This window comes from Alishewanella sp. HL-SH05 (genome assembly GCF_052655985.1).
On sequence record NZ_CP199753.1, the window covers coordinates 1,627,176 to 1,651,694 of the forward strand.

The 24,519-nt window shown below is 45.7% G+C and carries 17 protein-coding genes and 1 pseudogene; 16 read left to right on the plus strand and 2 right to left on the minus strand.

Annotation, left to right across the window (positions count from 1 at the left end):
• Nucleotides 1-102: 102 nt before the first annotated feature.
• The 13 genes and pseudogenes from ACUJFL_RS07450 (at nt 103) to ACUJFL_RS07510 (ending at nt 17,413) form a co-directional block, all read left to right on the plus strand.
• Nucleotides 103-1,635: a bifunctional GNAT family N-acetyltransferase/carbon-nitrogen hydrolase family protein gene (locus ACUJFL_RS07450; protein WP_226750881.1), complete on the plus strand. Its 1,533-nt coding sequence runs from the start codon at nt 103-105 to the stop codon at nt 1,633-1,635.
• 193 nt (nt 1,636-1,828) lie between these two features.
• A complete protein-coding gene (locus ACUJFL_RS07455; RefSeq protein WP_445428879.1) occupies nt 1,829-4,138 on the plus strand; it encodes a TonB-dependent receptor in 2,310 nt (769 codons plus the stop codon).
• 30 nt (nt 4,139-4,168) lie between these two features.
• Nucleotides 4,169-4,846, plus strand: a complete 678-nt coding sequence (locus tag ACUJFL_RS07460) for a Fe2+-dependent dioxygenase (protein WP_445428880.1) — start codon at nt 4,169-4,171, stop codon at nt 4,844-4,846.
• A gap of 147 nt (nt 4,847-4,993) precedes the next feature.
• Nucleotides 4,994-5,545: a carboxymuconolactone decarboxylase family protein gene (locus tag ACUJFL_RS07465; RefSeq protein WP_226750884.1), complete on the plus strand. Its 552-nt coding sequence runs from the start codon at nt 4,994-4,996 to the stop codon at nt 5,543-5,545.
• A 94-nt stretch (nt 5,546-5,639) separates the two neighbouring features.
• The gene (locus ACUJFL_RS07470) at nt 5,640-6,395 is read left to right on the plus strand and encodes a haloacid dehalogenase type II (protein ID WP_445428881.1); all 756 of its coding nucleotides are present in this window, start codon (nt 5,640-5,642) and stop codon (nt 6,393-6,395) included.
• Nucleotides 6,396-6,934: 539 nt separating this feature from the next.
• The gene (locus ACUJFL_RS07475; RefSeq protein ID WP_445429067.1) at nt 6,935-9,277 is read left to right on the plus strand and encodes a TonB-dependent receptor; all 2,343 of its coding nucleotides are present in this window, start codon (nt 6,935-6,937) and stop codon (nt 9,275-9,277) included.
• 31 nt (nt 9,278-9,308) lie between these two features.
• Nucleotides 9,309-11,491 (plus strand): annotated as a pseudogene (locus ACUJFL_RS07480) (FAD-dependent oxidoreductase).
• A gap of 4 nt (nt 11,492-11,495) precedes the next feature.
• A complete protein-coding gene (locus tag ACUJFL_RS07485) occupies nt 11,496-12,290 on the plus strand; it encodes a DUF547 domain-containing protein (protein WP_445428882.1) in 795 nt (264 codons plus the stop codon).
• Nucleotides 12,274-13,575, plus strand: coding sequence for an ABC transporter substrate-binding protein (locus ACUJFL_RS07490; protein ID WP_445428883.1), 1,302 nt, complete (start codon nt 12,274-12,276; stop codon nt 13,573-13,575). The genes ACUJFL_RS07485 and ACUJFL_RS07490 overlap by 17 nt, the downstream gene beginning before the upstream one ends.
• Nucleotides 13,572-15,296, plus strand: coding sequence for an ABC transporter permease (locus ACUJFL_RS07495; protein WP_445428884.1), 1,725 nt, complete (start codon nt 13,572-13,574; stop codon nt 15,294-15,296). The genes ACUJFL_RS07490 and ACUJFL_RS07495 overlap by 4 nt, the downstream gene beginning before the upstream one ends.
• 10 nt (nt 15,297-15,306) lie before the next feature.
• On the plus strand, nt 15,307-15,960 hold the full coding sequence (locus tag ACUJFL_RS07500) for an ATP-binding cassette domain-containing protein (protein WP_445428885.1): 654 nt from the start codon (nt 15,307-15,309) through the stop codon (nt 15,958-15,960).
• Entirely contained in the window at nt 15,954-16,580 is a 627-nt protein-coding gene (locus ACUJFL_RS07505) for a CDP-alcohol phosphatidyltransferase family protein (RefSeq protein ID WP_445428886.1), read from the plus strand. The genes ACUJFL_RS07500 and ACUJFL_RS07505 overlap by 7 nt, the downstream gene beginning before the upstream one ends.
• A 5-nt stretch (nt 16,581-16,585) precedes the next feature.
• Nucleotides 16,586-17,413 (plus strand): sterol desaturase family protein, encoded by an 828-nt coding sequence (locus tag ACUJFL_RS07510; RefSeq protein ID WP_445428887.1) that lies wholly within the window; start codon nt 16,586-16,588, stop codon nt 17,411-17,413.
• A gap of 1 nt (nt 17,414) precedes the next feature.
• Here ACUJFL_RS07510 and ACUJFL_RS07515 read toward each other — a convergent pair whose 3' ends face one another.
• Nucleotides 17,415-17,831 (minus strand): hypothetical protein, encoded by a 417-nt coding sequence (locus tag ACUJFL_RS07515; RefSeq protein WP_306176716.1) that lies wholly within the window; start codon nt 17,829-17,831, stop codon nt 17,415-17,417.
• Nucleotides 17,832-17,965: 134 nt separating this feature from the next.
• On the opposite strand from ACUJFL_RS07515, the gene ACUJFL_RS07520 reads away from it, so the two are divergent.
• From ACUJFL_RS07520 to ACUJFL_RS07530, 3 genes are all read left to right on the plus strand, one after another.
• On the plus strand, nt 17,966-18,559 hold the full coding sequence (locus ACUJFL_RS07520) for a TetR/AcrR family transcriptional regulator (RefSeq protein WP_445428888.1): 594 nt from the start codon (nt 17,966-17,968) through the stop codon (nt 18,557-18,559).
• A 485-nt stretch (nt 18,560-19,044) separates the two neighbouring features.
• Nucleotides 19,045-19,515 (plus strand): response regulator, encoded by a 471-nt coding sequence (locus ACUJFL_RS07525; protein ID WP_445428889.1) that lies wholly within the window; start codon nt 19,045-19,047, stop codon nt 19,513-19,515.
• Between the two features lie 54 nt (nt 19,516-19,569).
• Nucleotides 19,570-22,170: an ATP-binding protein gene (locus ACUJFL_RS07530; protein ID WP_445428890.1), complete on the plus strand. Its 2,601-nt coding sequence runs from the start codon at nt 19,570-19,572 to the stop codon at nt 22,168-22,170.
• Between the two features lie 116 nt (nt 22,171-22,286).
• On the opposite strand, the gene ACUJFL_RS07535 is transcribed toward ACUJFL_RS07530, so the two are convergent.
• Nucleotides 22,287-24,467: an EAL domain-containing protein gene (locus ACUJFL_RS07535; protein ID WP_445428891.1), complete on the minus strand. Its 2,181-nt coding sequence runs from the start codon at nt 24,465-24,467 to the stop codon at nt 22,287-22,289.
• Nucleotides 24,468-24,519: the final 52 nt, after the last annotated feature.

The window sequence follows — 24,519 nt, forward strand, 5'->3', positions numbered from 1 at the left end:
CATATAATCAGTTAAACACGGTCTGAGTGATACGTTAGTAGTCGGTTATTTGTGATAGTGTTAAGCTAAGTTAAAGATAGTGCATTGAAAGCAGGAGACTTCATGGAAGCTAGCCATATAGAAATTCGCCATTTAACCAAAGAAGACATGACTGAGCTACGTCATGCCTCTGAGCAGGTATATAAATCAGGCCCATTGCTCAGTTGGAGTGAAGAGGTCATTGATACCTTGTTAGCCAAGTTTCCCGAGGGGCAAATTTGTGCCTGTGTGGACGGTAAAGTTGTTGGCTGTGCCTTTTCTCTAATTATTGATTACAGCAAATTCAGCGACGAACACACTTACGAGCAAATAGTTACTGGTTTTTCGTTTAATAATCATGACCCACACGGTGATATTTTATACGGTATCGAAGTATTTATTCACCCAGATTACCGTGGTTTACGTTTAGCTCGTCGTTTATATGATGTTCGCAAAGAGCTTTGCGAAAACCTTAATCTGCGCGCCATAATGGCGGGCGGTCGTATGCCTAACTTTAATGAACATGCAGATAAACTGAGCGCCAAACAATATATTGAAAAGGTAAAAAGCAAACAGATCTATGATCCGGTACTAAGCTTTCAGTTAGCTAATGGCTTTCATGTACGCAAATTACTCAAAGGGTATCTGCGTGGTGATACCGAGTCGCAAGAATATGCCACCTTATTAGAATGGGCCAATATTTATTACACCAAATCGGTGAAGCTAATCAATGCTCCTAAAGCCGAAGTACGTTTAGGTTTAGTGCAGTGGCAAATGCGTAATATGAAAGATATCAATCAGCTTTTTGAGCAGATGGAGTTTTTTGTTGATGCCGTGTCAGATTATAAAAGCGATTTTATCTTATTCCCTGAATTGTTCGCAGCACCGCTGATGGAGCATTACAATCATTTAAGTGTTACGCAAAGCATTCGCGAGTTGTCAAAGTACACGGAAACGATCCGTGATAAATTTATTGAATTCGCTATTTCTTACAACATCAATATCATTACCGGCAGCATGCCTTATATGTATGATGGCAAACTGCACAATAGTGGCTTTTTATGCCGTCGTGATGGCACTTGGGAGCAATATGACAAGGTGCATGTTACGCCAGCTGAAAAACGTAACTGGGCGATGCATGGCGGCAATAAAATCAAGGTGTTCGATACCGACTGTGGCAAAATTGGCATTATGATTTGTTACGATGTCGAGTTTCCTGAATACGCGCGCTTATTATCCGATCAAGGTATGAATATTCTATTTGTGCCATTTTTAACCGATACGCAAAATGGTTACACCCGTGTGCGGCACTGTGCCATGGCCCGAGCTATTGAAAACGAATGTTATGTGGCGATTGCCGGTGCAGTGGGTAATTTAGCCCGTGTTAATAACATGGATATTCAATATGCGCAGTCAGCCCTTTTCACGCCATCAGACTTTTCGTTTCCAACCACTGGTATCAAAGCTGAAGCAACACCTAATTCTGAGATGCTATTGATTGTTGATGTTAATTTGGATCTGTTAAAAGAGTTACATACCCACGGCAGTGTGCATACCATGAAAGATCGACGGCACGATGTGTATCAATTATCTTTGGTACAGCAGCCAGAAAAGTAAACTGCGTTAAGCTCATTATAAAAAACCGCCACCTTTATCGTGGCGGTTTTTTTATGTCTAAAACCGCTTTTTTTGGATCCACTGCCCAAATAATACGCATGCAAATAAAAATAGTTATCATTTAGGTTTACAGGTTGGGCGAAACCTTTTATGCTTGCTGCCCTGATTGGTTTACCTCTTTAAGGGAATGATAATGACAAAAATAACCTCTAAACACCCGTCGAACCATTTTGGTTCCAAAGCACTTTTTACCACTTTAGCCCTAACACTCGGGCAGGTTTCTGCCGAAGAAATCGTGATTGAGTGCGATAGTGCCGAGCCCAATTGCCAAGAGCAGGCAATCGAATTAATTAAGATCCACGGTGTACGTTTTTCTAAATATCAGGTGGAGCAATCAGGTGATTTACGTCGCACAGCACCGCTGCTCGATACACCTCAAACCATTACGGTTTTAACCAAAGATCAAATTGAAGAGTCGGGTAAGTCGGATCTCAAAGAAATTTTAGCAGCACAAGCAGGCGTTACCCTGGGCACAGGCGAAAACGGTAATGCCTTTGGTGATCGTTATATTATTCGCGGGCATGAAGCGCGCTCAGATGTATTTGTTGACGGCTTACGCGATCCGGGCATGACCACCCGCGAAAGTTTTGCCACAGAACAAATTGAAATTACCAAAGGCCCCAGCTCGACTTTTGCCGGGCGCGGTTCTTCGGGTGGGGCCGTAAACAGTATCAGTAAAAAAGCCTCAACGTCTTACGATTTTGGCCGTATTGATGCCAGCCTCGGCACGGATGAACATCATCGTCTTGTGTTGGATTACAATGCACCGATTGCCAACGACTTTGCTACCCGTATCAATTTACTGAGCACGGCAGAGGATGCCCCTGGGCGTGAAGGGATCAGTCGTAGCCGTGAAGGCGCTTTGCTATCGGGAGTGTATGATAATGCCCGCTCGGTAAAAACCTTTGCTGATCTGTATTATTTAAAAGCCGAAGATACTCCGGATCTAGGCAGTTATTATCAACAAGATAGCCGCAAGCCTTTAAATGATATTCCGGTATACGCACAGCAAGAAGACTTTTTACATTCCGAAGTGGCCGCCGCGACCTTTAGAGTTGAATGGCAGTTAGCGGATAATCTGCGTTTTCATAATGCCACCCGCTATGGGGAAACCCGCAACGGTTATTTAGCGACCGGTGCCCGTGGCACTGAACGCGATGCCTCTGATTTGACGGCGCCTAATGCTAAGACCATAGTGCTAAGTACGCATCAAGGTTGGCAAGATGTTGAGTATTTTGCCAGCCAATTTAATTTGTTTTGGAATACCCAAACGGGCTCGGTAGCACATCAATTCTTGTTGGGTGTGGAAATCAGTGACGAGCAGGTAGACAACGGTGTCTATGATATTAGTTACCAAAACAGCACTAATTGCCGTGTGGCAGGGCGCTCATCAGTCAGTAACAGTTATTGCTTACTGGATGGTACGGGTGAGGTTTACGCGAATGCTGATAATATTATTGGTCGTAATATCGAGATGGGCAGTTCAGACGCCTTGTTTAAAGCCAAAACGTTAGCTGCGTATGTCATGGATACCGCCAAACTGAATGATAAATGGCAAGTGTTCGCGGGGCTGCGGGTAGATCAAATCGATTACAGTAATGATGTACTGTCCTCTGGCCAGCCGGTGCAATATGCTTATAAAGACAGTTTTTACAATGGTCATTTGGGGCTGGTATACAGCTTGAGCGAACATGGTAACTTGTATCTGAGTTACGCTACCGCGACCAACATTAATGGTGGTGAGTCTGATCTGGGCGCAAACTGTGGCTATGGCGGTCTTTGTGGCGATCCAGAACAAGCCGCATTAGCCGATCCAGAAACAGTACAAAATATTGAATTAGGCACTAAATGGTCGCTGTTAGATGAACGCTTATTTTTAGCGGCAGCATGGTTTACCACAACGAAGTCTGATGTGATGGAAAGTGTTGGCGATGCCTATTCAACCTTAGGGACTTTAAACACTGGTAAAAACCGTATTCAGGGTGTCGAGTTTGCCATCAATGGTAATCTAACCGATAAACTCAGTGTGCAAGCCAGCGCGGCCATTATGCAATCAGAGGTACTGGATTCAATTGAGCCTAGCAATATTGGTTTGGCGCTAAGTAACTTTGCTGATGAAAGTGTCTATGTGCAGTTACGTTATCAACTAACGCCAGATTTAGTACTGGGCGGAGATTACAGCTATAAAAGCGAAATCTATGGCGGTCAGCCCGATACGGCAGCCGTTTTCAACAGCACGATTAACGATTACAGCATAGTAGTACCGAGTTATGCCGTGTTGGGCTTATTTGCCAACTATAACATCAATGAAGCGACCACCTTGCGTATGAATATCGGTAATGTCACCAATAAAGAGTACTGGACTGCGGCTTATCGTTCTGGTGCCTTTATGTACTTGGGTGATGCCCGTTCTGTTCGTGCAACCTTAACCTATGAATTTTAAACCTTGTTATTAACCTTTAGGAGCTAAAACATGCACGTGTTAAAGCAATTACTGACTAAAACTGAAGTGGCAGAATTTCGTCAAGCGCTGCAACACGTGCCTTGGTTAGATGGTAAGGGCAGTGCAATGGGGATGGCGGCGGCGGTTAAACACAATGCGCAAGCAGACCGGGATCATCACCAGGTACAGCTACTGGCTAATCGTTTACTGGCGAAGTTTGGACATAATCCCAGTTTAATGGCTGCAGCCTTACCACATCGTATTTATCCACCGTGTTTTAATAGTTATGCAGCAGGTGGGCATTATGGCTGGCATGTCGATGCCGCCATTATGCGTTTACCCGATCAACAGATATTGCGTTCAGATCTCTCCATCACGGTATTTTTATCAGAGCCAGAAGACTACCAAGGTGGCGAGTTAGTCATTCAAACCGATTTTGGTGAGCAAAGCGTTAAGCTCGCGGCCGGTGATGCGGTGTTGTATTCCTCGGCAACCTTGCATCAGGTGATGCCAGTGACTGCCGGGCAGCGTGTGGCGGCCATCAGTTGGTTACAAAGCATGATCCCCGGCACGGCACTGCGCGAAACCTTGTATCAACTAGATTTAAGTATTCAAGCCTTGGCAGGTCACTCGGGGATAGAGCGCGCTGAATTAGACCGCTTACATCATATTTATCATAACTTGATCCGTCAGCATGCACAGGTATAGCCGCTTTGTGAAAGCGGATGACTGACATATTTGAACAGTTGCTCATAAACAACTTGAACGACTGTTCATTTTTGGTTATAGTGACCTCATCAGCACGGCAATGACTGTCGGCAGATACTTTTTCGCTATTAACTAAGGATCATGATGATGAGTCACTTCACTTTGCACACCGTCGATACCGCGCCAGATAACAGCAAACCCTTGCTGCAAAACTCATTAAGCGCATTTGGTTTTATTCCTAATTTACATGCGGTGATGGCTGAAGCACCGGGTTTATTAGACGGCTATCAAGTACTGCATAAGCTGTTTAGCGAATCGTCGTTTAATGCTGAAGAGTTAACCGTAGTATGGCAAACCATTAATGTTGAACATGAATGTGGTTATTGTGTCCCTGCGCATACGGGTATTGCGCATATGATGAAAGTGGATGCCGGTATTACCGACGCATTACGTAACCGTGCGCCTTTACCGACAGAAAAGCTGCAAGTACTACATGACACCACGCTTGCCATGACCCGCAGTCGCGGTAAACCCTCAGCAGAGCAGCTTGAGCGCTTTTTTGCAGCGGGCTACACCCAGCGTCAATTATTAGAAATTGTTTTAGGTTTAGCGCAGAAGGTGATGAGTAATTATACCAATCATTTAGCGGCAACACCGGTTGATGCGCCATTTCAAAAATTTAGCTGGTCCGCAAAATAAGCTTCGTTTGTTAGTTTAACGGCCGACAGCACAGTGACTTTATAAAGTCGCTTTGCTGTTTCAATTCGATGAAAAACTGAGGAATAAACGACTAATGCCTTATATCCAGCGTCGCCAATCGTTAGTGTTGGCTTTTGTGCTACTGTTTTTATTAGGAACCGGAATGATAAGTCATGCTGCTACTCAACCTAAAGTCATTGTTTTTGATGTTAATGAAACGCTGTTAGATCTTGAAACGATGCGCAGTTCAATTGGCCAAGCATTAAATGGCCGAGACGATTTAACCGCATTATGGTTTTCAACTATGCTACACCATTCTCTCGTCACCACAGTGAGTGGTGACTATCAAGATTTTGGCAAGATTGGTGTTGCAGCACTGCTGATGGTGGCACAAAGCAATAATATTGCTTTAACCGAAGATCAAGCCCTAACGGCCATCAAAGGGCCTTTGTTGTCTTTGCCAGCCCATCCCGACGTAAAAGCCGGTTTAGCCGCATTAAAGGCCAAAGGTTACACGCTGGTCAGTTTAACCAACTCATCGAATAATGGAGTTACCACGCAGTTTGCGCATGCGGGCTTAACGGACTATTTCGAGCAACGGTTAAGTATTGAAGACATTAAAGTGTACAAACCCGATTTGCGCGCTTATGCGTGGGCGTTAGCTAAATTAGGCGTGAAGCCAGAAGAGGCATTAATGGTAGCGGCACATGGTTGGGATATTGCTGGTGCGAAAGCCGCTGGAATGCAAACCGCCTTTGTTGCCAGACCAGGTAAAACCCTGTATCCGCTAGCGCCTGCACCGGATTATGTGGTGAAAGACTTATCAGAGTTAGTGCAAAAGCTTAACTAAGCTTAAATCTAACACGCTAATCTGTTTAATGACGTCATACCTCAATATGACACCTCGCCTGAGCAATTGCCTATTGCTGCTCAGGCGTCTCAATGCTGACTGTCACTATCATTAAATCCAGTTGTCCTTAAATTCGAACGTGTGCATTACGATATAAGGTTACGTTTTGGCCGCTACCTATATCGAAATGCAATGTTAGGCCAAACGTCGACGGCATATAACGGGCTTCTTTGTAGCAACCGGGCTGCTCTTTTTTTTGAGAACTGGGCTAACGATAAACTTTTGTAGTATAAACTGCAGACAATTAATTGCTGGTTTGATGAACCGTTGATAAAAGTATATTTAGCCGTAGCTGTAACTTTTTTCAACTAATCCAACAATAGATAGATAATACGCACCGAGTGGTGCGTTTTTTTACATTATAGTTAAGTCAGTAGGGTTGTAGGCATTTTACGTTTCAGCACTGACATCTCACTTATTATTATAAAAAGAAGGTATTTATTTTGCGATTCCATTATCACCCCCTAGCGGCAGCCATTATGTTGACTTTGGCGGTAGCACCTTTACAGACCTTGGCACAAAGTATTTCCTCAACTGAACCCGCTGAGCAGGCTGAGCCGGTTGAAGTGATCAAAGTCACAGGTGTGCAGACTACGGAAGACACTATTTCGCCGAAGTTTGCCCGAGTCAGTGGCAGTTTTGGCGATGATAAGGCGCTGGTGAATATTGCCCGTTCCGTTACGGTGATTACTGAAGAGATGATGCAGCAATATGCCATTACCTCATTGCAAGATATTCTAGCCTTAACCCCTAATAGCTATGCAGCATCTGGCTTTGGGGCACCGAGCTTACCCACGTTACGTGGTCAGTTAGGAGAGCTGTTTGAAAACGGCATCCGTCGCCAAGCGGGTAATAATGGTTTTGGTGTACCGTTATCTTTCAATGCTATAGAGCAACTCGATATTGTCAAAGGGCCACCACCGGTAATTCTGGGTAGTACGCAGCGTAATGGCGGCTATGTCAATCTCGTCAGTAAAAAAGCGTCAGTAGAGCAAGCCAGTCAGCAATTGACGGTCAGTACGGGTACTTGGCAGCAATATCGGGCGCAACTAGATATCAATCAGCCGCTATTGGAAAACGAAGCCGGTGTGCGTTTGAGCTTAGAGCATATCGATGAAGACAGTTTTTATGATTTTAGCCATCATCGCAGCACCAGCGCCTATGCCAGTGGCCGTTGGCAGTTAGACGCCGATACGCGCTGGGATCTGAGCGCCGAATATTACAAAGCCAATTATACTGACATCGCTGGCATTAACCGGCCCACGCAAGCGCTGATCGATGCGGGTTTGTATATCACCGGCCAAGGTATTCAACCCAATGGCAGCAGTGTAGCGGGTGCTTTTGCGCTCGTGTCGCCAACAGGGCAGGTGGTTATACCGCGCAATCAAGTACTGACCGATCCAGACGATACCAACCAAGCACAAACCTTTTTACTGCACAGTGAGTACCGGCAGCAGCTGAGTGGCCAGTGGTTATTGCGAAATATCAGCTATTTTCAGCATTTAAGCCGTGAAGAGATTGCTGGCAACAGTTTTGTTGAGATTATTGATGGCGCTGATACCTTTGAAAACCGCACTGAATTGCAATATCAGTGGCAGGCAGAGCAGCAAACCACCTTTGGGCTAAATGTCCGTTATAACGATGTGCTGGGCTACAGCCAATTTACCACCGAAGCGGATCTTCCCATTGATTTAACGGGGCCGCTGTCTAATCGACGCATCCCGTTAACGCCAGCACAGCAAGCGCGATTAGTTGAGCTTCGCCCCGGTATTTATGTGTCACCCGGTGCGCAATACGATGTGAATAACGATGGCGCAGGCGATTTCTCGTTGTCTGACACTACGGATTCAACCAGCTGGCAAACTGGTGTTTTTGTGCAACATGACAGCCAGTGGAGTGATAAATGGAGCAGCATTATTGGTCTGCGTGCCGATCAGTATGACGTGACCGCCCGTGATGCGTTGCCGCCGGCGGGGCAAATGGCGGCGCAAGATAGCCATGCTGAATTACTGTCTAGCGGTATGCTGAGTGTCAGTTATAAACTGCAGCCCGATTTAGTGCTGTATGCCAGCGCTAATTACAACGAAGCAACCTCTAACAGTATGGCTGGCGGCACGGTTTTGGGGGCGAACAATCAAATTAACCCGCTTAACTTTGCCACCGAAAACACTTTAGTTGAAACCGGTATTAAATACGATCCGGCTAACAGCAGCTGGTATGCTGATGCCGCATTGTTTCAACAGCGGCGCAGCTTACGAAATCGTGATGGCAGCAACAGCGGTATTCGGACTTCTGGCGTTGAAGCGCAGGTGTTTTACCGCGCCGAGCAGTATTGGTTTAATCTCGCCTATAGCTATTTAGATGCGCGTTATGATGATTCAGCAAGCTTTCAAGATAGCCAGCAAGTTGCCGATGCTTTTGATAATTCACGCCCCGATATTATTGTTGGTACTGGCATTGGCGCGCCCAACTTTGCCGGTTTTGCACCGTCATCTGCGCGAGTGCAGGGGATCCCCTCAACAATCTTATCTTTGAATGCCGGTTATCAATTAACGGAGCTGTGGCAAGTGGGCCTAGCCACGGTGTATACCAAAAGCTATCCGTTAGACTTTTTGGCTACGGTGCAAATTCGCGATCAATATCATATTAACCTCAACAGCAGTTATCAGCTGAGCCCACAATTGTTAATGCGTTTGGATGTGCTTAATGTAACGCAGCAGCAAAATTGGCGGCCAGTATTTGAAGGCGGTTACTTTGGCTCAACCTTGGTGTTTCCTGAATTACCCCGTAATGTTAAAGCCTCGGTGACCTACCGTTTTTAATGCTGCGCTCTTAAATTAATAAGTGGATTTTATGTTTAAAAAAATCGTGGTTTTACTGTTATTGCTGTTGCTTGCGAGCAGTTTTTTTTACTTCGACCTGCATCAGCTTTTAACCTTTGCCGGTTTAAAGCAAGGGCTAACAGAGTTTAGCCAGTGGTATCAGGCGTCGCCTTGGCTGGTCGCGGGTGGTTTTTTTCTGTTTTATGTACTGGTTACGGCGCTATCTTTACCGGGTGCATTAATTCTTACTGTGGCATCAGGGGCCTTATTCGGTTTATGGCAGGGCTTGTTATTGGTGTCATTTGCCTCAAGTATCGGTGCCACCTTGGCTTTTTTAGTGGCGCGCTACATGCTGCGCAGCACCTTGCAACAAAAGTTCTCTACTCGGCTAAAAGCCATTGATCAAGGCATTGAACGCGATGGTGCTTTTTATCTGTTTACCTTGCGGTTAGTGCCCATTTTCCCGTTTTTCCTCATTAATATATTGATGGGTTTAACCGCGCTGCGGGCAGGGACTTTTTATTGGGTGAGCCAAGTAGGCATGTTAGCCGGTACCTTTGTTTATGTGAATGCGGGCACACAGTTGGCACAGCTGGATAGCTTAGCCGGTATTTTATCCATCAATATGCTGTTGTCTTTTGCACTATTAGGCTTGTTCCCTTGGTTGGCGAAAGGCTTAATTAAACTGATTAATCAGCGCCGCTTGTATGCGAAATGGCAAAAACCGAAGCAGTTTGATCGTAATCTGATCGTGATTGGTGCGGGTGCAGCGGGTTTAGTGAGCAGTTATATTGCGGCAGCGGTAAAAGCCAAAGTGACGTTAATTGAAGCGCATAAGATGGGGGGCGACTGCTTAAATTTTGGCTGTGTACCCAGTAAAGCGTTAATTAAAAGCGCCAAGGTCGCACACACGCTGCGGCATGCCGAGCATTATGGTCTAGCGGCGGCCGAGCCGTTGAGTCATCAGCAGGGCATGCTTGCGCCGTTTTCGTTTAAAAAAGTGATGGCGCGCATTGACCAAGTGATTGCTGATATTGCGCCACATGATAGCGTAGAGCGTTATACCAATTTAGGGGTTGAGGTGTTGCAGGGTTATGGCAAATTGCTCGATCCTTGGACGGTGCAAATCACGCTGACGGATGGCCGTGTGCAGCAACTTACCGCGCGCAGCATTATTATTGCCGCCGGTGCTCAGCCGTTTGTACCGCCTTTACCCGGTTTAAAAGAGCTGGGGTATTTAACCAGTGATACCTTATGGCAGGCTTTAGCCGAACGTGAGCAGCCACCGGCTAAATTAGTCATCTTAGGGGGGGGCCCATTGGCTGTGAGTTGGCGCAAAGTTTTGCCAGACTTGGCAGTGAAGTGACGCAAGTCGAAATGGCCGAGCGCGTGATGATCAAAGAAGATCGAGAGATCAGTGATTTTGCCCACAACGCCCTGACCAGCAGTGGTGTAACGCTATTAACGTCGCACAAAGCATTACGCTGCGAAATACAAGATGCGAAAAAATGTTTAATCGTCGAGCATCAAGGCCAAGAAATGGCCTTGCCTTATGACGAATTAATTTGTGCTGTAGGCCGTACCGCACGCTTAGAGGGTTTTGGTTTGCAAGAGCTCGGGATTGAAACCGCGCGTACAGTACAAACCAACGACTATTTAGAAACCTTATTACCGAATATTTTTGCCGCAGGCGATATTGTTGGGCCTTATCAATTTACCCATGTTGCGGCCCATCAAGCATGGTATGCGGCAGTCAATGCGCTGTTTGGTCAGTTTAAAAAATTCAAAGTTGATTATCGTGTGATCCCTTGGACGACCTTTATCGATCCGGAAGTGGCGAGAGTAGGCATTAACGAGCAAGAAGCCAAAGAGCAGGGCATCGCTTATGAAGTGACACGCTTTGATATTGGTGAGTTAGATCGCGCCATTACCGATGGGGCAGCACATGGCTTAGTGAAAGTGCTGACCAAGCCGGGTAAAGATCAGATCTTAGGCGTCACCATTATTGCCGAGCATGCCGGTGATTTAATGGCCGAATTTGTACTGGCCATGAAACACGGCTTAGGTTTAAACAAAATTCTGGGGACTATTCACAGTTATCCAACCTGGGCCGAAGCCAATAAATACGCTGCCGGCGAGTGGAAACGCGCGCATGCGCCTGCAACGATTTTAGCGCTGCTGCAAAAATACCATCACTGGCGCTTAAAAGGATAAGCGTATGCGTTTTGTAATACTTTTTTGGCTTCTGTGTTTTAGTTTACAAGTGCAAGCGCGCACCTTTGAGCATCAACCGCTGACTGAGTTGTTGCAGCAAACGGTGCATGCTTTGCCCGGTGGCCATGCCACCGCGGTAAATTACCGCTTGTTGCAACAACAGCAAGCGCAACTTGAGGCTTATTTAACCTCGTTAAGCGCCGTAGATGCGGACATATTTAAACAATGGCCTGCAGCGGAGCGGTTAGCGTTTTTGCTCAATGCTTACAATGCGTGGACGCTGCAGTTGATTTTAACGGCGTATCCTAATGTCGACTCCATCAAAGACTTGGGCACGTTGTTTCAGTCACCGTGGCAGAAACGGTTTATTCCTTTATTAGGTCAACACCGTTCTTTAGATGAAATCGAACATGACATGATCCGCGGCAGCGGTGACTTTAACGAGCCGCGCATTCATTTTGCCGTAAATTGTGCCAGTATCGGTTGTCCGGCGCTGCGTGAAGAAGCCTATAACGCGGCCACTTTAGAACAACAATTAGAGCAGCAAACGCTGCGTTTTCTGTCCGACCGCTCGCGCAATTTAGTCACTGACGAACGCTTGCAGCTGTCGGCAATTTTTAAATGGTACAAAGAAGATTTCCAAAAACCTTGGCGCGATAGCCGCAGTTTGGCGAGTTTTTTGTTACGCTATGCACAGGCGTTACAGCTGGATGAACGCCAACAGCAGCAGTTAGCGGCAGGCAAGCTGCCGATTTCTTTTCTGGATTATGATTGGCGGTTGAATGCAGTGGCGCAGTAATTTGGCTTGGTTTTGCCAAAGCTTGTGGCAAAGTAGTGTGTTGTTATGCGCCAGTCTGTCTTTGGCCCACGCTAGCGTAACAGTAACGGCAAATACAGACGTGGCTAGTAAAAATAGCACCTCAGCGCACGCTAGCATGTCAGCTACTGCTGTTGCAGACAGTGCCGCCTGGCAGCAGATCATCACACAAGGCCAAAATCAACCTGTGTACTGGCATGCTTGGGGCGGCGATCCGCAGGTCAATCAGTATATTCAGTGGGTCGGCCAAGAAGTGGCAGCGCGTTATGGTATTCGTCTTACTCACGTCAAGCTGGCAGATACAGGCGAAGCGGTTAGCCGCATCTTAGCCGAAAAGGCCGCCAACAATCATCGCAATGGCAGTGTTGATCTGATTTGGATTAACGGGGAAAATTTTGCCAGTTTACAACAACGGCAGCTGTTAGAAGCTGATTGGGCTGAGCAATTGCCCAACTTCATTTATGTGAATGCTGACGAAAACCCGCAAATGAGTATAGATTTTGGTTTGCCAACCTTAGGCATGGAAGCCCCTTGGGGCCAAGCGCAGCTGGTTTTTTATTACCATAGTCAGCATCTTGCTTCAGCGCCCCGCACGATGGCAGCACTGCTTGAGTTCAGTCAGCAACAGCCAGGCCGTTTTACTTACCCTAGACCGCCTGATTTTTTGGGTGTGAGCTTTTTAAAGCAATTATTATTGGTGCTGAATCAGCAAGACCCGTTATTGTATCAGCCTGTCACCGCCGCCAGCTTTGAACAAATGACTACAGTGCTGTGGCCATATTTAGCCAAATTACATCCCAACTTATGGCGCCAAGGTCGGCATTTTCCGAGTAGCGGCAATGAATTAATGCGTTTGGTCAGTGATGAAGAATTACAACTGGCGTTTAGCTTTGCGCCCTCCAGCATTCCTGCTGCGGTGCGCCGTTACGATCTGCCAAGTAGCACCCGCAGCTATGCTATGCAGGATGGCAGTTTAGCCAATGTGCATTTTGTGGCGATCCCGTTTAATGCCGCGCACAGCTCCGCTGCCAAGCTGGTGGCGAACTTTTTATTGTCGCCAGAAGCACAGTGGCATAAGCAGCAATTAGCAGTATGGGGGGATCGCACCGTCCTAGACAGCCGGTTGTTAAATTGGCCTAGTACAACACAAACCGAGCCGGCTGCTTTGCCGTTAGAAAGTACGACTACAGCCTTAGCAGAGCCGCATCCGAGTTGGAGTAGGGCGCTTACCGCCGCTTGGTTAGCACGTTATGGGGTGCAACCATGAAACTGGGCCAGTCACTTTATGACTGGGGTATCAGGGTCGCGCCTTGGCTGCTATTGGCCATATTGATCCTGCCTGTGTTAGGCGGTTTAATGGGGGTGTTGTTACCGGCCTTTGGTTGGTTGCCTACACTGGGCTCTCAGCAAGTTAATTTACTGGCGTGGCAGCAATTGTGGCAACAGCCGGGTTTATCACAGATGGTCACATTAAGTGTCACAAGCGGCGTGTTAAGCAGCCTGTTAGCGTTGCTGGTATGCTTGTTATTACTAGGCTGTTTTTATGGTAGCCGAGGTATGATGCTGCTACAGCGGATCTTTAGTCCGTTGTTAGCAATACCGCATGCCACGGCCGCGATTGCCATCGCTTTTTTGCTCACCCCATCGGGGTTTTTTAGCCGGTTATTTGCTTTGCTCACCGGCTGGCAAACACCGCCAGATTGGTTACTCCCCAATGATGCTGAAGGCGTCAGTATTATGTTGGCGCTCTTTTTAAAAGAATTACCGTTTTTAATGATTATGTCACTGGCTGCTTTAGCAAATAGCACAGTGTTAACGCAGTTTCAGCTGGCGCAAAGCATGGGCTATCAGCGATTAACGGCCTTTTGCAAAGTGGTGTTACCGCAGCTTTATCCTAAATTACGCTTACCTATTTATGCGGTGTTAGCCTATGGATGTGCCAATGTCGAAATCGCGCAAATTGTTGGGCCATCAGGGCCACCGACGCTCGCCGTAGCGATTGTGCAGTGGTTTAATGACGTCGATTTACATCGCCGTTTCATGGCTTCGGCCGGTGCCGTATTGCAATTAGCTGTAGTGTTAAGTGTACTGCTCGCTTGGTGGTGTGCCGAGCGTTTATTGGCTTGGGGCTTAGGCCGCCTGTTAAGTAATGGCCGCAGAAGTTATGCCGATGCTTTTTGGCAACGTTTAAGCCGGCTAATTTTAGGCCTCGTTGGCCTGACGTTAGTATTGGCCATGGGGGGCTTAATACTCTGGTCGCTGGCGGGTTATTGGTCTTATCCCGATTTAGTCCCGGACACCTTGCAACTCAGCCATTGGCTCACGGCACTGCCATTTATTCGTTTACCGTTGTTCAATGCCGTAGTCGTCGCATTTGCTGCCAGTGGTTTGGCCTTGCTGTTAACACTGGCCACGTTGGAAGCTGAGCAAGTGCGGCAAAAACCGCTCTCTTGGTTGAGCCAAAGTATTATTTATTTACCGTTGTTAGTGCCGGCAATCGCCTTTTTATTTGGGGTTGTTTGGTTACAAGAGCAACTGGGCATTGCCCCAGGTATGGGCACAGTGATCGCCAGTCACAGCTTATTTGTATTACCTTATGTATTTCTGGCGTTAGCGGGCAATTATCGTTTGCTGGATCCGCGCTGGGCAAGTGTCGCAGCAAGTTTGGGTTTATCGCCTGGCGCCGTGTTTATTCGCGTTAAATTGCCCTTATTGTTTAAACCGATTTTATTGGCCTTGGCTTTGGGCTTAGCGGTCAGTTTTGGTCAATATTTACCCACACTGTTAACCGGTGCGGGCAGGGTTGCAACGCTAACCACCGAAGCCGTTGCTTTGGCCAATGGCGGTAGTCGCCGTTTGGTTGCGGTATATGCCTTATTACAAATGCTGTTACCTGCTTTGGCCTTCTTGCTAGCCTATTGGTGTAGCAAACAGTTTTTTCAGCCTGGCACCAACACGCAAAGCAACGCCTCTGTTGCAGTAAAATGAGATAGGATTTATGGATAGCGGCACGCTTCAGATCAACGCTTTACAGTTAAGTCGTCAGCAGCAGCCTTTGCTGACGCTCAGTACCGAGATCCCTGCTGGAGAAGTACTGACGGTTATGGGTCCGTCGGGCAGTGGTAAATCGAGTTTACTGAATTGGCTGAGCGGTTTATTGGCGCCGCAGTTTAGCGCGTCTGGTCAAATAGTGTTAGATGGTAAAGACATCACTCACTTGCCGCCGCATCAACGGCATATGGGGTTGTTATTGCAAGATCCGTTATTGTTTCCTCATCTGACTGTAGCAGAGAACATCGCTTTCGCCATGCCTCAAGCCATTAAAGGCGCACAGCGCCAAGCACAGATCTTAGCGGCGTTAGATTCGGTAGGTTTAGCGGATATGGCATCGCGCAATCCGGCGAGCCTTTCGGGTGGGCAACAAGCAAGGGTGGCTTTGCTTCGTGTAATGCTAACGCAGCCTAAAGCGTTATTATTAGATGAGCCTTTTAGCAAACTCGACAGCCGTTTGCGCCAAGAAGTACGTGAGTTAGTGTTTAACTTTATTCTGCAAGCAGGGATCCCCGCGTTGTTAGTCACCCATGATCAAGCTGATGTACCAGCCGCAGGCCGGGTGATTAACTTAGCAGAAGCTGAGGTTACAACATGTTAGATGCGAGAATTAGCCCGTTATTAAAACCCTTACTAAAGCCAATGGTAAAGCAGTTAGATTATTGGAAGATTAGCCCTAATCAGCTAACCGTGATCGGTTTTTTGTTTGGGATCTTGGCTTTACCCTTATTGGCTTATCAGCACTATATTGCAGCGTTACTGTTTATACTAATTAACAGAGTTTTTGATGGTTTAGATGGCGCCTTGGCACGCTGGCAAAACAGTAGTACCGCTTCCGGCGGCTTTTTAGATATTAGTTTAGACTTTTTGTTTTATGCAGCCATTCCATTGGGCTTTGCATTGGCTGATCCAACCGCCAATGCCTTAGCTGCTGCGGTGTTACTGGCCAGCTTTATTGGTACAGGTTCTAGTTTTTTAGCCTTTGCTATCCCAGCAGAGCGTTATCAATTAGAGCGGCCACAATTTGCGAATAAAAGTTTTTACTATCTGCACGGTCTAACCGAAGGTACCGAAACCATTTTATTGTTTGTCGCTTTTTGTGTATGGCCGCAGCATTTTAGCTTACTGGCTTATTGCTTTGCTTTTGCCGCCGGTATCACCATCGTCACAAGAGTCATAGGCGGTTTTAAGACGCTAAGGCATTACGAGAAAGCGGAGTAAACAGCATGGCGCATGAAAATTATTATCGGCTAGGGGTATTTTTAGGCATGTTGTTGCTGATGATGCTGTGGGAAGCATTAGCGCCGGCCCGGCGCGATCCGGTAGGTCGTTCTTGGCGTTGGCGTACTAATTTGCTGCTAATGGTCTCTGGCACGCTGTTAATGCGTTTATTAGCGCCAATTAGCTTAGTGGCACTGGCGCAGGTCAATCAGCAGCAAAGTTTTGGCCTGTTGTATCTGTTCGCCATGCCGTATTGGCTGATGGTACTGCTGAGTGTGTTATTTTTAGATATGGCGATTTACTGGCAACACCGTTTATTTCACCGTATACCCCTGCTTTGGCGTTTACACCAAGTGCATCATGCCGATCCGCACATTGATAGCACCAGTGGCTTGCGCTTTCATCCACTAGAAATTCTGCTCAGTTACTTTATTAAGTTGCTCTTGGTATTTTTACTGGGCGTACCTGCGCTTGCGGTGCTGCTATTTGAAATTATTTTAAATGCCAGCGCGATTTTTAATCACAGCAATATTCGTTTACCGGCGATGATTGAGCGGCCATTACGTTGGTTTATCGTGACGCAACAAATGCATCGTATTCATCACAGTCAGCGTGTTGTTGAAACCAACAGTAATTACGGCTTTAATTTATCCGTTTGGGATCGTGTGTTTGGCAGTTATTGTGAAAAAGCACGGAAAAGCGATGCGCAATTAGATATTGGTTTGGTGCAATATCTGAAACCTGAGCAAAATACCGGTTTAGCTTTCCTACTCAGCTTACCGTTTCGCCTTGTTAAAGACACAACTCGAAACGATAAACCGGTTAAAAGATAATTTATTTACCCAGGGTAAATTTAGTGTCGGCATCTCGAAGCAGATACAAGGCTAAACAAGCGGCTAACATGGGCCACGCTGCAAAGAATAGCAGGTTATTAAAGCCGTCTAAGTATTGTGCATAACTTGAGAAAGTTGAACCACTGTGCATCAGTAAAATAATGCCGTAGGTAATACGCTTCTTAAAACCGACCACAAATGCTAATACTAAGATCAGCTGTAATACGCCAAGAACGGTAAAAATATCGGCCGTTAAACCGGGCAAAGCATAAAATTTGCCAAACACGGCAGCGCTGTGTGCCGGGTTAACAAATTTGTCTAGCGTCCACATGAACATGACAATAAATACGCCTAAGCGCAGTGACAATAAAGACCATTGTAATCTTGGTTGCAAGGATCTGAGGTTTTGTTCTGACATCTTGGCTCCTAGTTTGATATCGTAAGTCGGCGAGAGAGTAAATGTTAATTTACTTGGTAACGCAGGCGAGGTACTATAAAGCAAGTTGAGCAAGTGTTCAAAATTATTTTTTACCTGTTTAAGACGAGGGCAAGATGGCCAATTCGATAAAATTTGACCGCGCCGAGGTGATCAGCAAAGCGCAACAATTGTTTTGGCAGCGCGGCTTTAATGGAACCTCGATGCGAGATCTGTTGGATGCGGTAAATTTACGACCAGGCAGCTTGTATGCCAGTTTTGGTGATAAAGAAAGCTTGTATCACGAAGCATTATTACATTATGCAGAAAAAGGGCAGCAGGCCTTTGCATCAGCACAAGCGCAACATCAGCCTGCGTTGGAAACGTTAAAACGGTTTGTCCGTTCGCAAGTGCTCGGTTCGCAGCATGAACCAAGCCAAGTGTGTATGTTAGTAAAAACAGTGGCCGAATTAAGCGCAGAAGGCTCGGCCTTAGCCGAATTGGCTAAAACGCTATTGCAAAATATTGAATTCGCTTTTAAAACATTACTTGAGCAGGCGGTTGCAGAGGGCGCTGCGCTTTCTGCGCCACCTGAACGTTTAAGCCGCACTTTACAGGCGCAAATTATTGGTCTTAAAACCTATGCTCAGCTCAAACCCGAGCCTGCTGTGTTAGAGGCAATGGTAGACGACATCTTAGCGGGTATTGAAAAACCACCAGCTGTAAATTGAACCGCTGCGTGTTGCTATTTGCCCGAGTCTCCTGCCACAATTTGTTCGCATGAAGATTATTTAGGCTATAGTTACGTTTGGCATGGTGTCAGTTTAGGGGCACAATTTTTTTAGCTCGCTTACGGGCTTTAGCACTTAATACGAGTTATCCATTTGCTTAATATTAGTAACTCAGCCAAAAACTGCCTGCAACGCCTTTGCCGATATGGTGTGCGGATTTAAATACTTACGCTGCAAAACAGCCGCTTTCGACAACAGCAATAACGATGGCCGTGCAACGATGTTTTTCACAGATCATTAATTGGTTAAGTGTATTAACTGTTGCTAGTGACATAGCCGCTGAATAAGGGGTTTATCAATCACTACCGTGAAGTATTAGGGCGGCATAGGCAAATTTATACTATAAAAAAGTTTGCATGAACTTGGGCAGTGGCGGTTAACTTTTTAGCATTTTATTTAAAAAGGACAAGCATAAGCTTAATCACATGGATAAAAAACGCGCGATGACATCTCCTGATACAACTTCAGATAATGCCGTGGCTGCAGTAACAGCATCGACAGCATCGACAGCATTGGCAACAGACTCCTTACGTTTTGTTTTAGTGGATGATGAAGTGCAATTCATTGAAACCTTCGCCAAGTTACTGCATCATCAAGGTCACGTAGTTCATGTTTTTCACAGTGGTTCTGCTGCTTTGCAGTTTCTAGCCAAGCAGTCGCATATAATAGATGTATTGGTTACCGACTTTGCGATGCCTTGTATGGATGGGCTCAGTTTAACTCAGCGCATCCGTTCCCTTGGAGTAAAGGCGTTGATAGCCGTTATGACGGCTTTTGCGCAAGAGGATGATGAAGCCAAGTTCTTGCAAGCAGGCGCTGATGTTGTTCTGATTAAACCCATTAAAGTCGCGCAATTTTTAGCCAAGGTAGCAGAGCGCAGGCAATTGGGTAATTAAAGCCTCAATTTGCTGATGCAGCGTTTCTTCTTGTTTTAACTGAATAGGCTGTATATGGACAAGCTTGAAACAGTAACCTTATCAAATTGCGAACAAGAACCTATTCATATTCCAGGGGCTATTCAACCCTTCGCTTGGTTATTTATTGTCGATGAGGATCAAATAATCCAAGGCGTATCTGATAATTTTTTGCAACAGATGCAGCTGAACACAGAGCAGGTGCTAGCACAAAAATTTACCGACGTAGCGTGTTTTCAGCAGGTCAACTTAGACACGCTAAAGTCGTTAAATCAAATATTACATGTTAATCAACAGTCATATCATTTTCGCAGTCAGGCTCTAATTGATAAACCCAACTGGCAATCGATTGAAATTGAAACTCCTATCCAAACGTCGGCAAATAGCCAAGATGCCCAAAGCCATGCACAACATATTATTGCTAAACTATTACCTTGCAAAAGCAGTTCTGATTTATTTAATACTTTGTTGGTGATGCTGCGTGATTATATTGGTTTTGATCGCTGCATGGTTTATCAGTTTGATGAACAATGGAATGGCTCTGTTGTTGCCGAAGCCAAAAGCCCGGAGCTGGACTCTTTTTTAGGCTTACATTTCCCCGCATCAGATATTCCAATTCAAGCGCGAGTCCTTTATCAAAAAAAGTTAACGCGGTTAATTGCCGATGTAAACTATACCCCAGTACCCCTGTTGCTGGCGCCAACTGTTGATTTTGCCATTGATATGACAGACATTGATGCTCGGGCGATCTCAGCGAGGCATATCCAATATTTACAAAATATGGGTGTACAAGCCACTTTAGTGATCTCACTCATTGTAAATGGCAAGCTTTGGGGCTTAGTGGCGTGTCATCATTATAGTGGTGCGCATTATTTGAACCATGAGACACGGTTGTCCTGCGAAACCATTGCCTTAATGAGTGCGTTGTTTATTGAACGCTTAGAAGCCAAAGTGCTGTTTAATAAAAACCGCACCTTGCGCCGAGCGTTAACCATCGGGGATATTCAAAAATTTATCGATAACCCTAAGGCCCATCAGCACATTTCCAGCAAGATTTTAGCGTTAACACGGGCGGATGGGGGAGCTTGGTTTGATGGCACTCAGCTAAGAGGTTTTGGCAGCAGTTTAACCACAGAGGCGTTTTTAGCATTACAAGCCACATTACAATCTAACCCTGATACTGTGATCTTTATTGATTCACTGAACCCTCTATTGTCGCCAGAGCAGCGGCAAACCGATGTCGCTGGGGTGTGTGTTATCCGATTAATCGCTGAAGATCCCCGTGTTGAACAAGCACCTTGTTTGCTGTTATGTCGTAAAGAAGCCATCACGCAGATTAATTGGGCGGGTAATCCCTACGAGAAAACCCTCACCGATGCGCAGCAACAGCCCTATTTATCGCCCAGACGTTCTTTCTCTGTTTGGACAGAAGAGATGAAAGATCGCTGTGAAGATTGGTCTTGGCTTGATAAGTCGTTGATTGAAGAGCTGCAAGTATTGCTGCTAGAAGCGCACTTATTACAAATTAAATTGCAACGTCATCATGAGTTAAAAGTAATTGCCGATGGCAGTGATATTGGCGTTTGGAGCTTAGATACCGAGTCTGGTACCTTGTATTGGAGCGATCGGATGTTCGAGATTTATGGTGTCGATGCCGAGCATTTTGATGGTCAATACCAGAGTTGGAGTGCCTGTATTGTTGAAAGCGACATAGAAAATACGCGACTCGCGTTTGAGCGTGCGATACACCAGCAACAGACCTTTCAACACTCCTTTCGGATCAATCATCCGAAAAAAGGCATTCGTACTATTCGGGCGCATGCTGATATGTTGTTAGCAGAGAATGGTTTAGTGAGAAAAGTGATTGGTACCAATGTGGATATCACTGAAGAAATTGCTAAAAATAAGGCTATTCAGCTGTCATTAGATGCTTCAACCAAACAAGCCCGCTTGGTGTCGTTAGGGGAGCTTGCCGCAACTATCGGCCATGAAATTAATAACCCGTTAGCGATTATTTTATCCAGTTTAGAATTACAACAAATTGCATTCGAAGAGACCCCCCCTGCCATAGCGGATGCTATGGAAACCAATAAACGAGCCATGACCGCTGCCGAACGTATCATGAAAATCGTCTCAGGATTAAATAGCTTATCGCGAAACTCGCCGCCAGAAAATAAACAGGCGCAATGCGATTTACCTGCGGTGGTGCAAGAGGTGGCAGAAATGATGGATCAATTACTACATAAAAACGGCGTGGTGATCCAAGCCACGATTACGGCGACGGAGCATTGCGCCGCCATCGATACCACAGCCATCCAACAAGTGCTGATTAACCTGATTAACAATGCCAAAGATGCGATGGCGGGATATGCCGAAAAACTCATCCGTTTAACGCATTGGCATGATGAGCATTATGCCTACGTTGCGGTGCAGGATCATGGTACCGGTATTACTGATGAAACGAAGGCCCGTTTGTTCACGCCATTTTTCACTACGAAAAAACGCGGTGAAGGCACCGGTTTAGGGCTTTCAATTGTACGCTCATTATTAGTTGAAGTGAAAGGCGACATTTTGCTTGAGACAAGCTTAGGGCAGGGTACCACCTTTACGGTAAAAATTCCGCTGTGTGGTCAATAACGGCTGCGGTTATCGGGTACCGCTCGTTATATCGCATGTATTAGGGTTAAATGTATCCAGCGCTTTGACCGATCAAGCGAGTTTTCATGTCTGTTTAATGTGTTAAGCTTTGAGCATTAATCAGGGGTTAATAAGCGATTAGCTTTACTCTCAGAGTTAATATGCATCATAACATCGGCTTTGTGATACAGCTGCTGTAAAGTCATGGGTTTTGCAGCATTTGAGATAGCCGAGCCATAAGAAAATGCAATGGCAGGTAATTTAGCCGAGTTATGTTTTTTAAAACCAATGGTATCGCGTAGCCTTTGAATAAGCTGTTCTACATCGATGTCATGATTACTGATCATGACCACGATAAACTCGTCCAAGCCTAAACGGGCAATTAAATCTGACTCACGAAAAGTCGATTTTAAATCGTTAGCGAACTCTTGCAGTACTTCTTCACCCGTGAGGCGACCGTATTGCTGATTAATGTCGTTAAAGCCATTTAAATCAAAATACAGCATTAAATAAGTTAAGCCTTCTTTACGGCACAACTCGTTTAGCAGCATCGCCCGTTTCTCAAAAGATTTGCGATCCATCAACCCAGTGATCGGATCCGCATGCGAGTTTGCTGATTCTTGCAACTCAATAGTGACTAATTCAGCTAAGCTTTTTAGCAGTGCGCTGTCTTTTGCGGAGAATTCTCTCGGTTTATTGTCGATAATGCAAAGTGTGCCTAAGGATTCTCCTTCAGATACCGTAACCGGGTAACCGGCGTAGAAACGAATATTGGGTGAGCCTGTGACTAAGATATTGCCCTTAAAGCGTTCGTCTTGTTGCGCATCTGGCACAATAAAAGTATGTTGCTCACGGATGGTATGATCACAAAAGGCCACTGAGCGAGGCGTTTCTTTTAAATCAGTACCTTTGCGAGATTTAAACCATTGTCTGTTTGTATCGATCAACGAAAATACACTGACCGGCACGTTAAATAAACGGGCTGCGAGACGGGTGATCCGATCGAAGCGCTCTTCTTCGGGCGAATCCAGTAATTCATAAGCTTTTAAAATGGCGATCCGCTTCTCTTCCGAGGCCTGAGTATTGTGTTCAATCCATGCTGTCACTTGGTCTGCCGCCATGGGCCTGGCAATAAAATAGCCTTGGGCATTATCGGCATTCATTCTTTTTAGCAATGCCAGTGTAGCCTCATCTTCAATGCCTTCGGCGGTAACTTTTAAACCTAAGCGGTGCGCTAGTTCAATGGTGGCATTGATGACTATTTTTGATTCTTCCGCATCTAAAGCGGTCATGGTAAAAGATCGGTCAATTTTTAATTCGGAAAAGGGCAAACGCACTAATTGCAGCATTGACGAAAACCCGGTACCAAAGTCATCAATAGATAACCTGAACCCTTTTAAACGTAGCCGAGTGAGAAGATCCATCGATAATATAGGATCTTCCATTGCCGCTGTTTCAGTCAGTTCTAAGATCACATGGCTCGGGCTAATATTGAGTTCCGCGCACAGGTTGGCTAATTCCGACACCATGTGGTTTTGTTGTAATGAGCAAGCAGAGATATTTAGAGACAGCGTGAGTTTGTTTTTGTGTTCTTTGCTTAGCAACGTGCAATGCTGCATCAGTTCGCTGAACCAGGTAAGCGCTTGTTTAAAGATGAGTAAGGTTAAAGCGTCAATTAAGTGGTGGTTTTCTGCTATCTTGATAAATACATCAGGGCTAATAAACCCCAGTTCATCATCTTGCCAACGCGCCAATACCTCAAAGCCTTTAATTTGATGGGTTCGGCATTTGATAATGGGCTGCACAGCAAAGGTGATAATGTTGTGCTCAATGGCATGCATTAATTTATTTTTTATAGCGTTAACATCGTAGGCCTGTTGCTGCTGCAATACGTTTTTTAACGTATGCTTATTATCGTTGTGCAGCGGCTCGTGCAGCACATCGCGTATTTGTTTAACATAAAAAGGCTTGGGTAAAATACCGATAATATTTAACCCTCGCGCCTTGGCTGAACGAGCTGCCGCTTCGATTATGCGTTCACTGACACCACTACAGATAACAATTTTACTTTGATTGCCCTTATCGGCTAACGCATTCAGAATTTGTACGCCATCCATCGTCGGCATATTCAAATCTATTATAATGTTATTAGGAGGCCAGTTATCTAACAGGTTTTGGAAAGTCAGGTAATCCGTGGTATATCGAACAGTAAAACCGTCTTTTTTAGCCACATCGGCTATGGTTTTGCAGATTAATTCGTCATCGTCGAGAATCAATAATCTTTTTTCAATCCGCATAACAGCCTTTTATTTTAATCAGATTTAAAGAATGCAATGAGAGTATGTATTC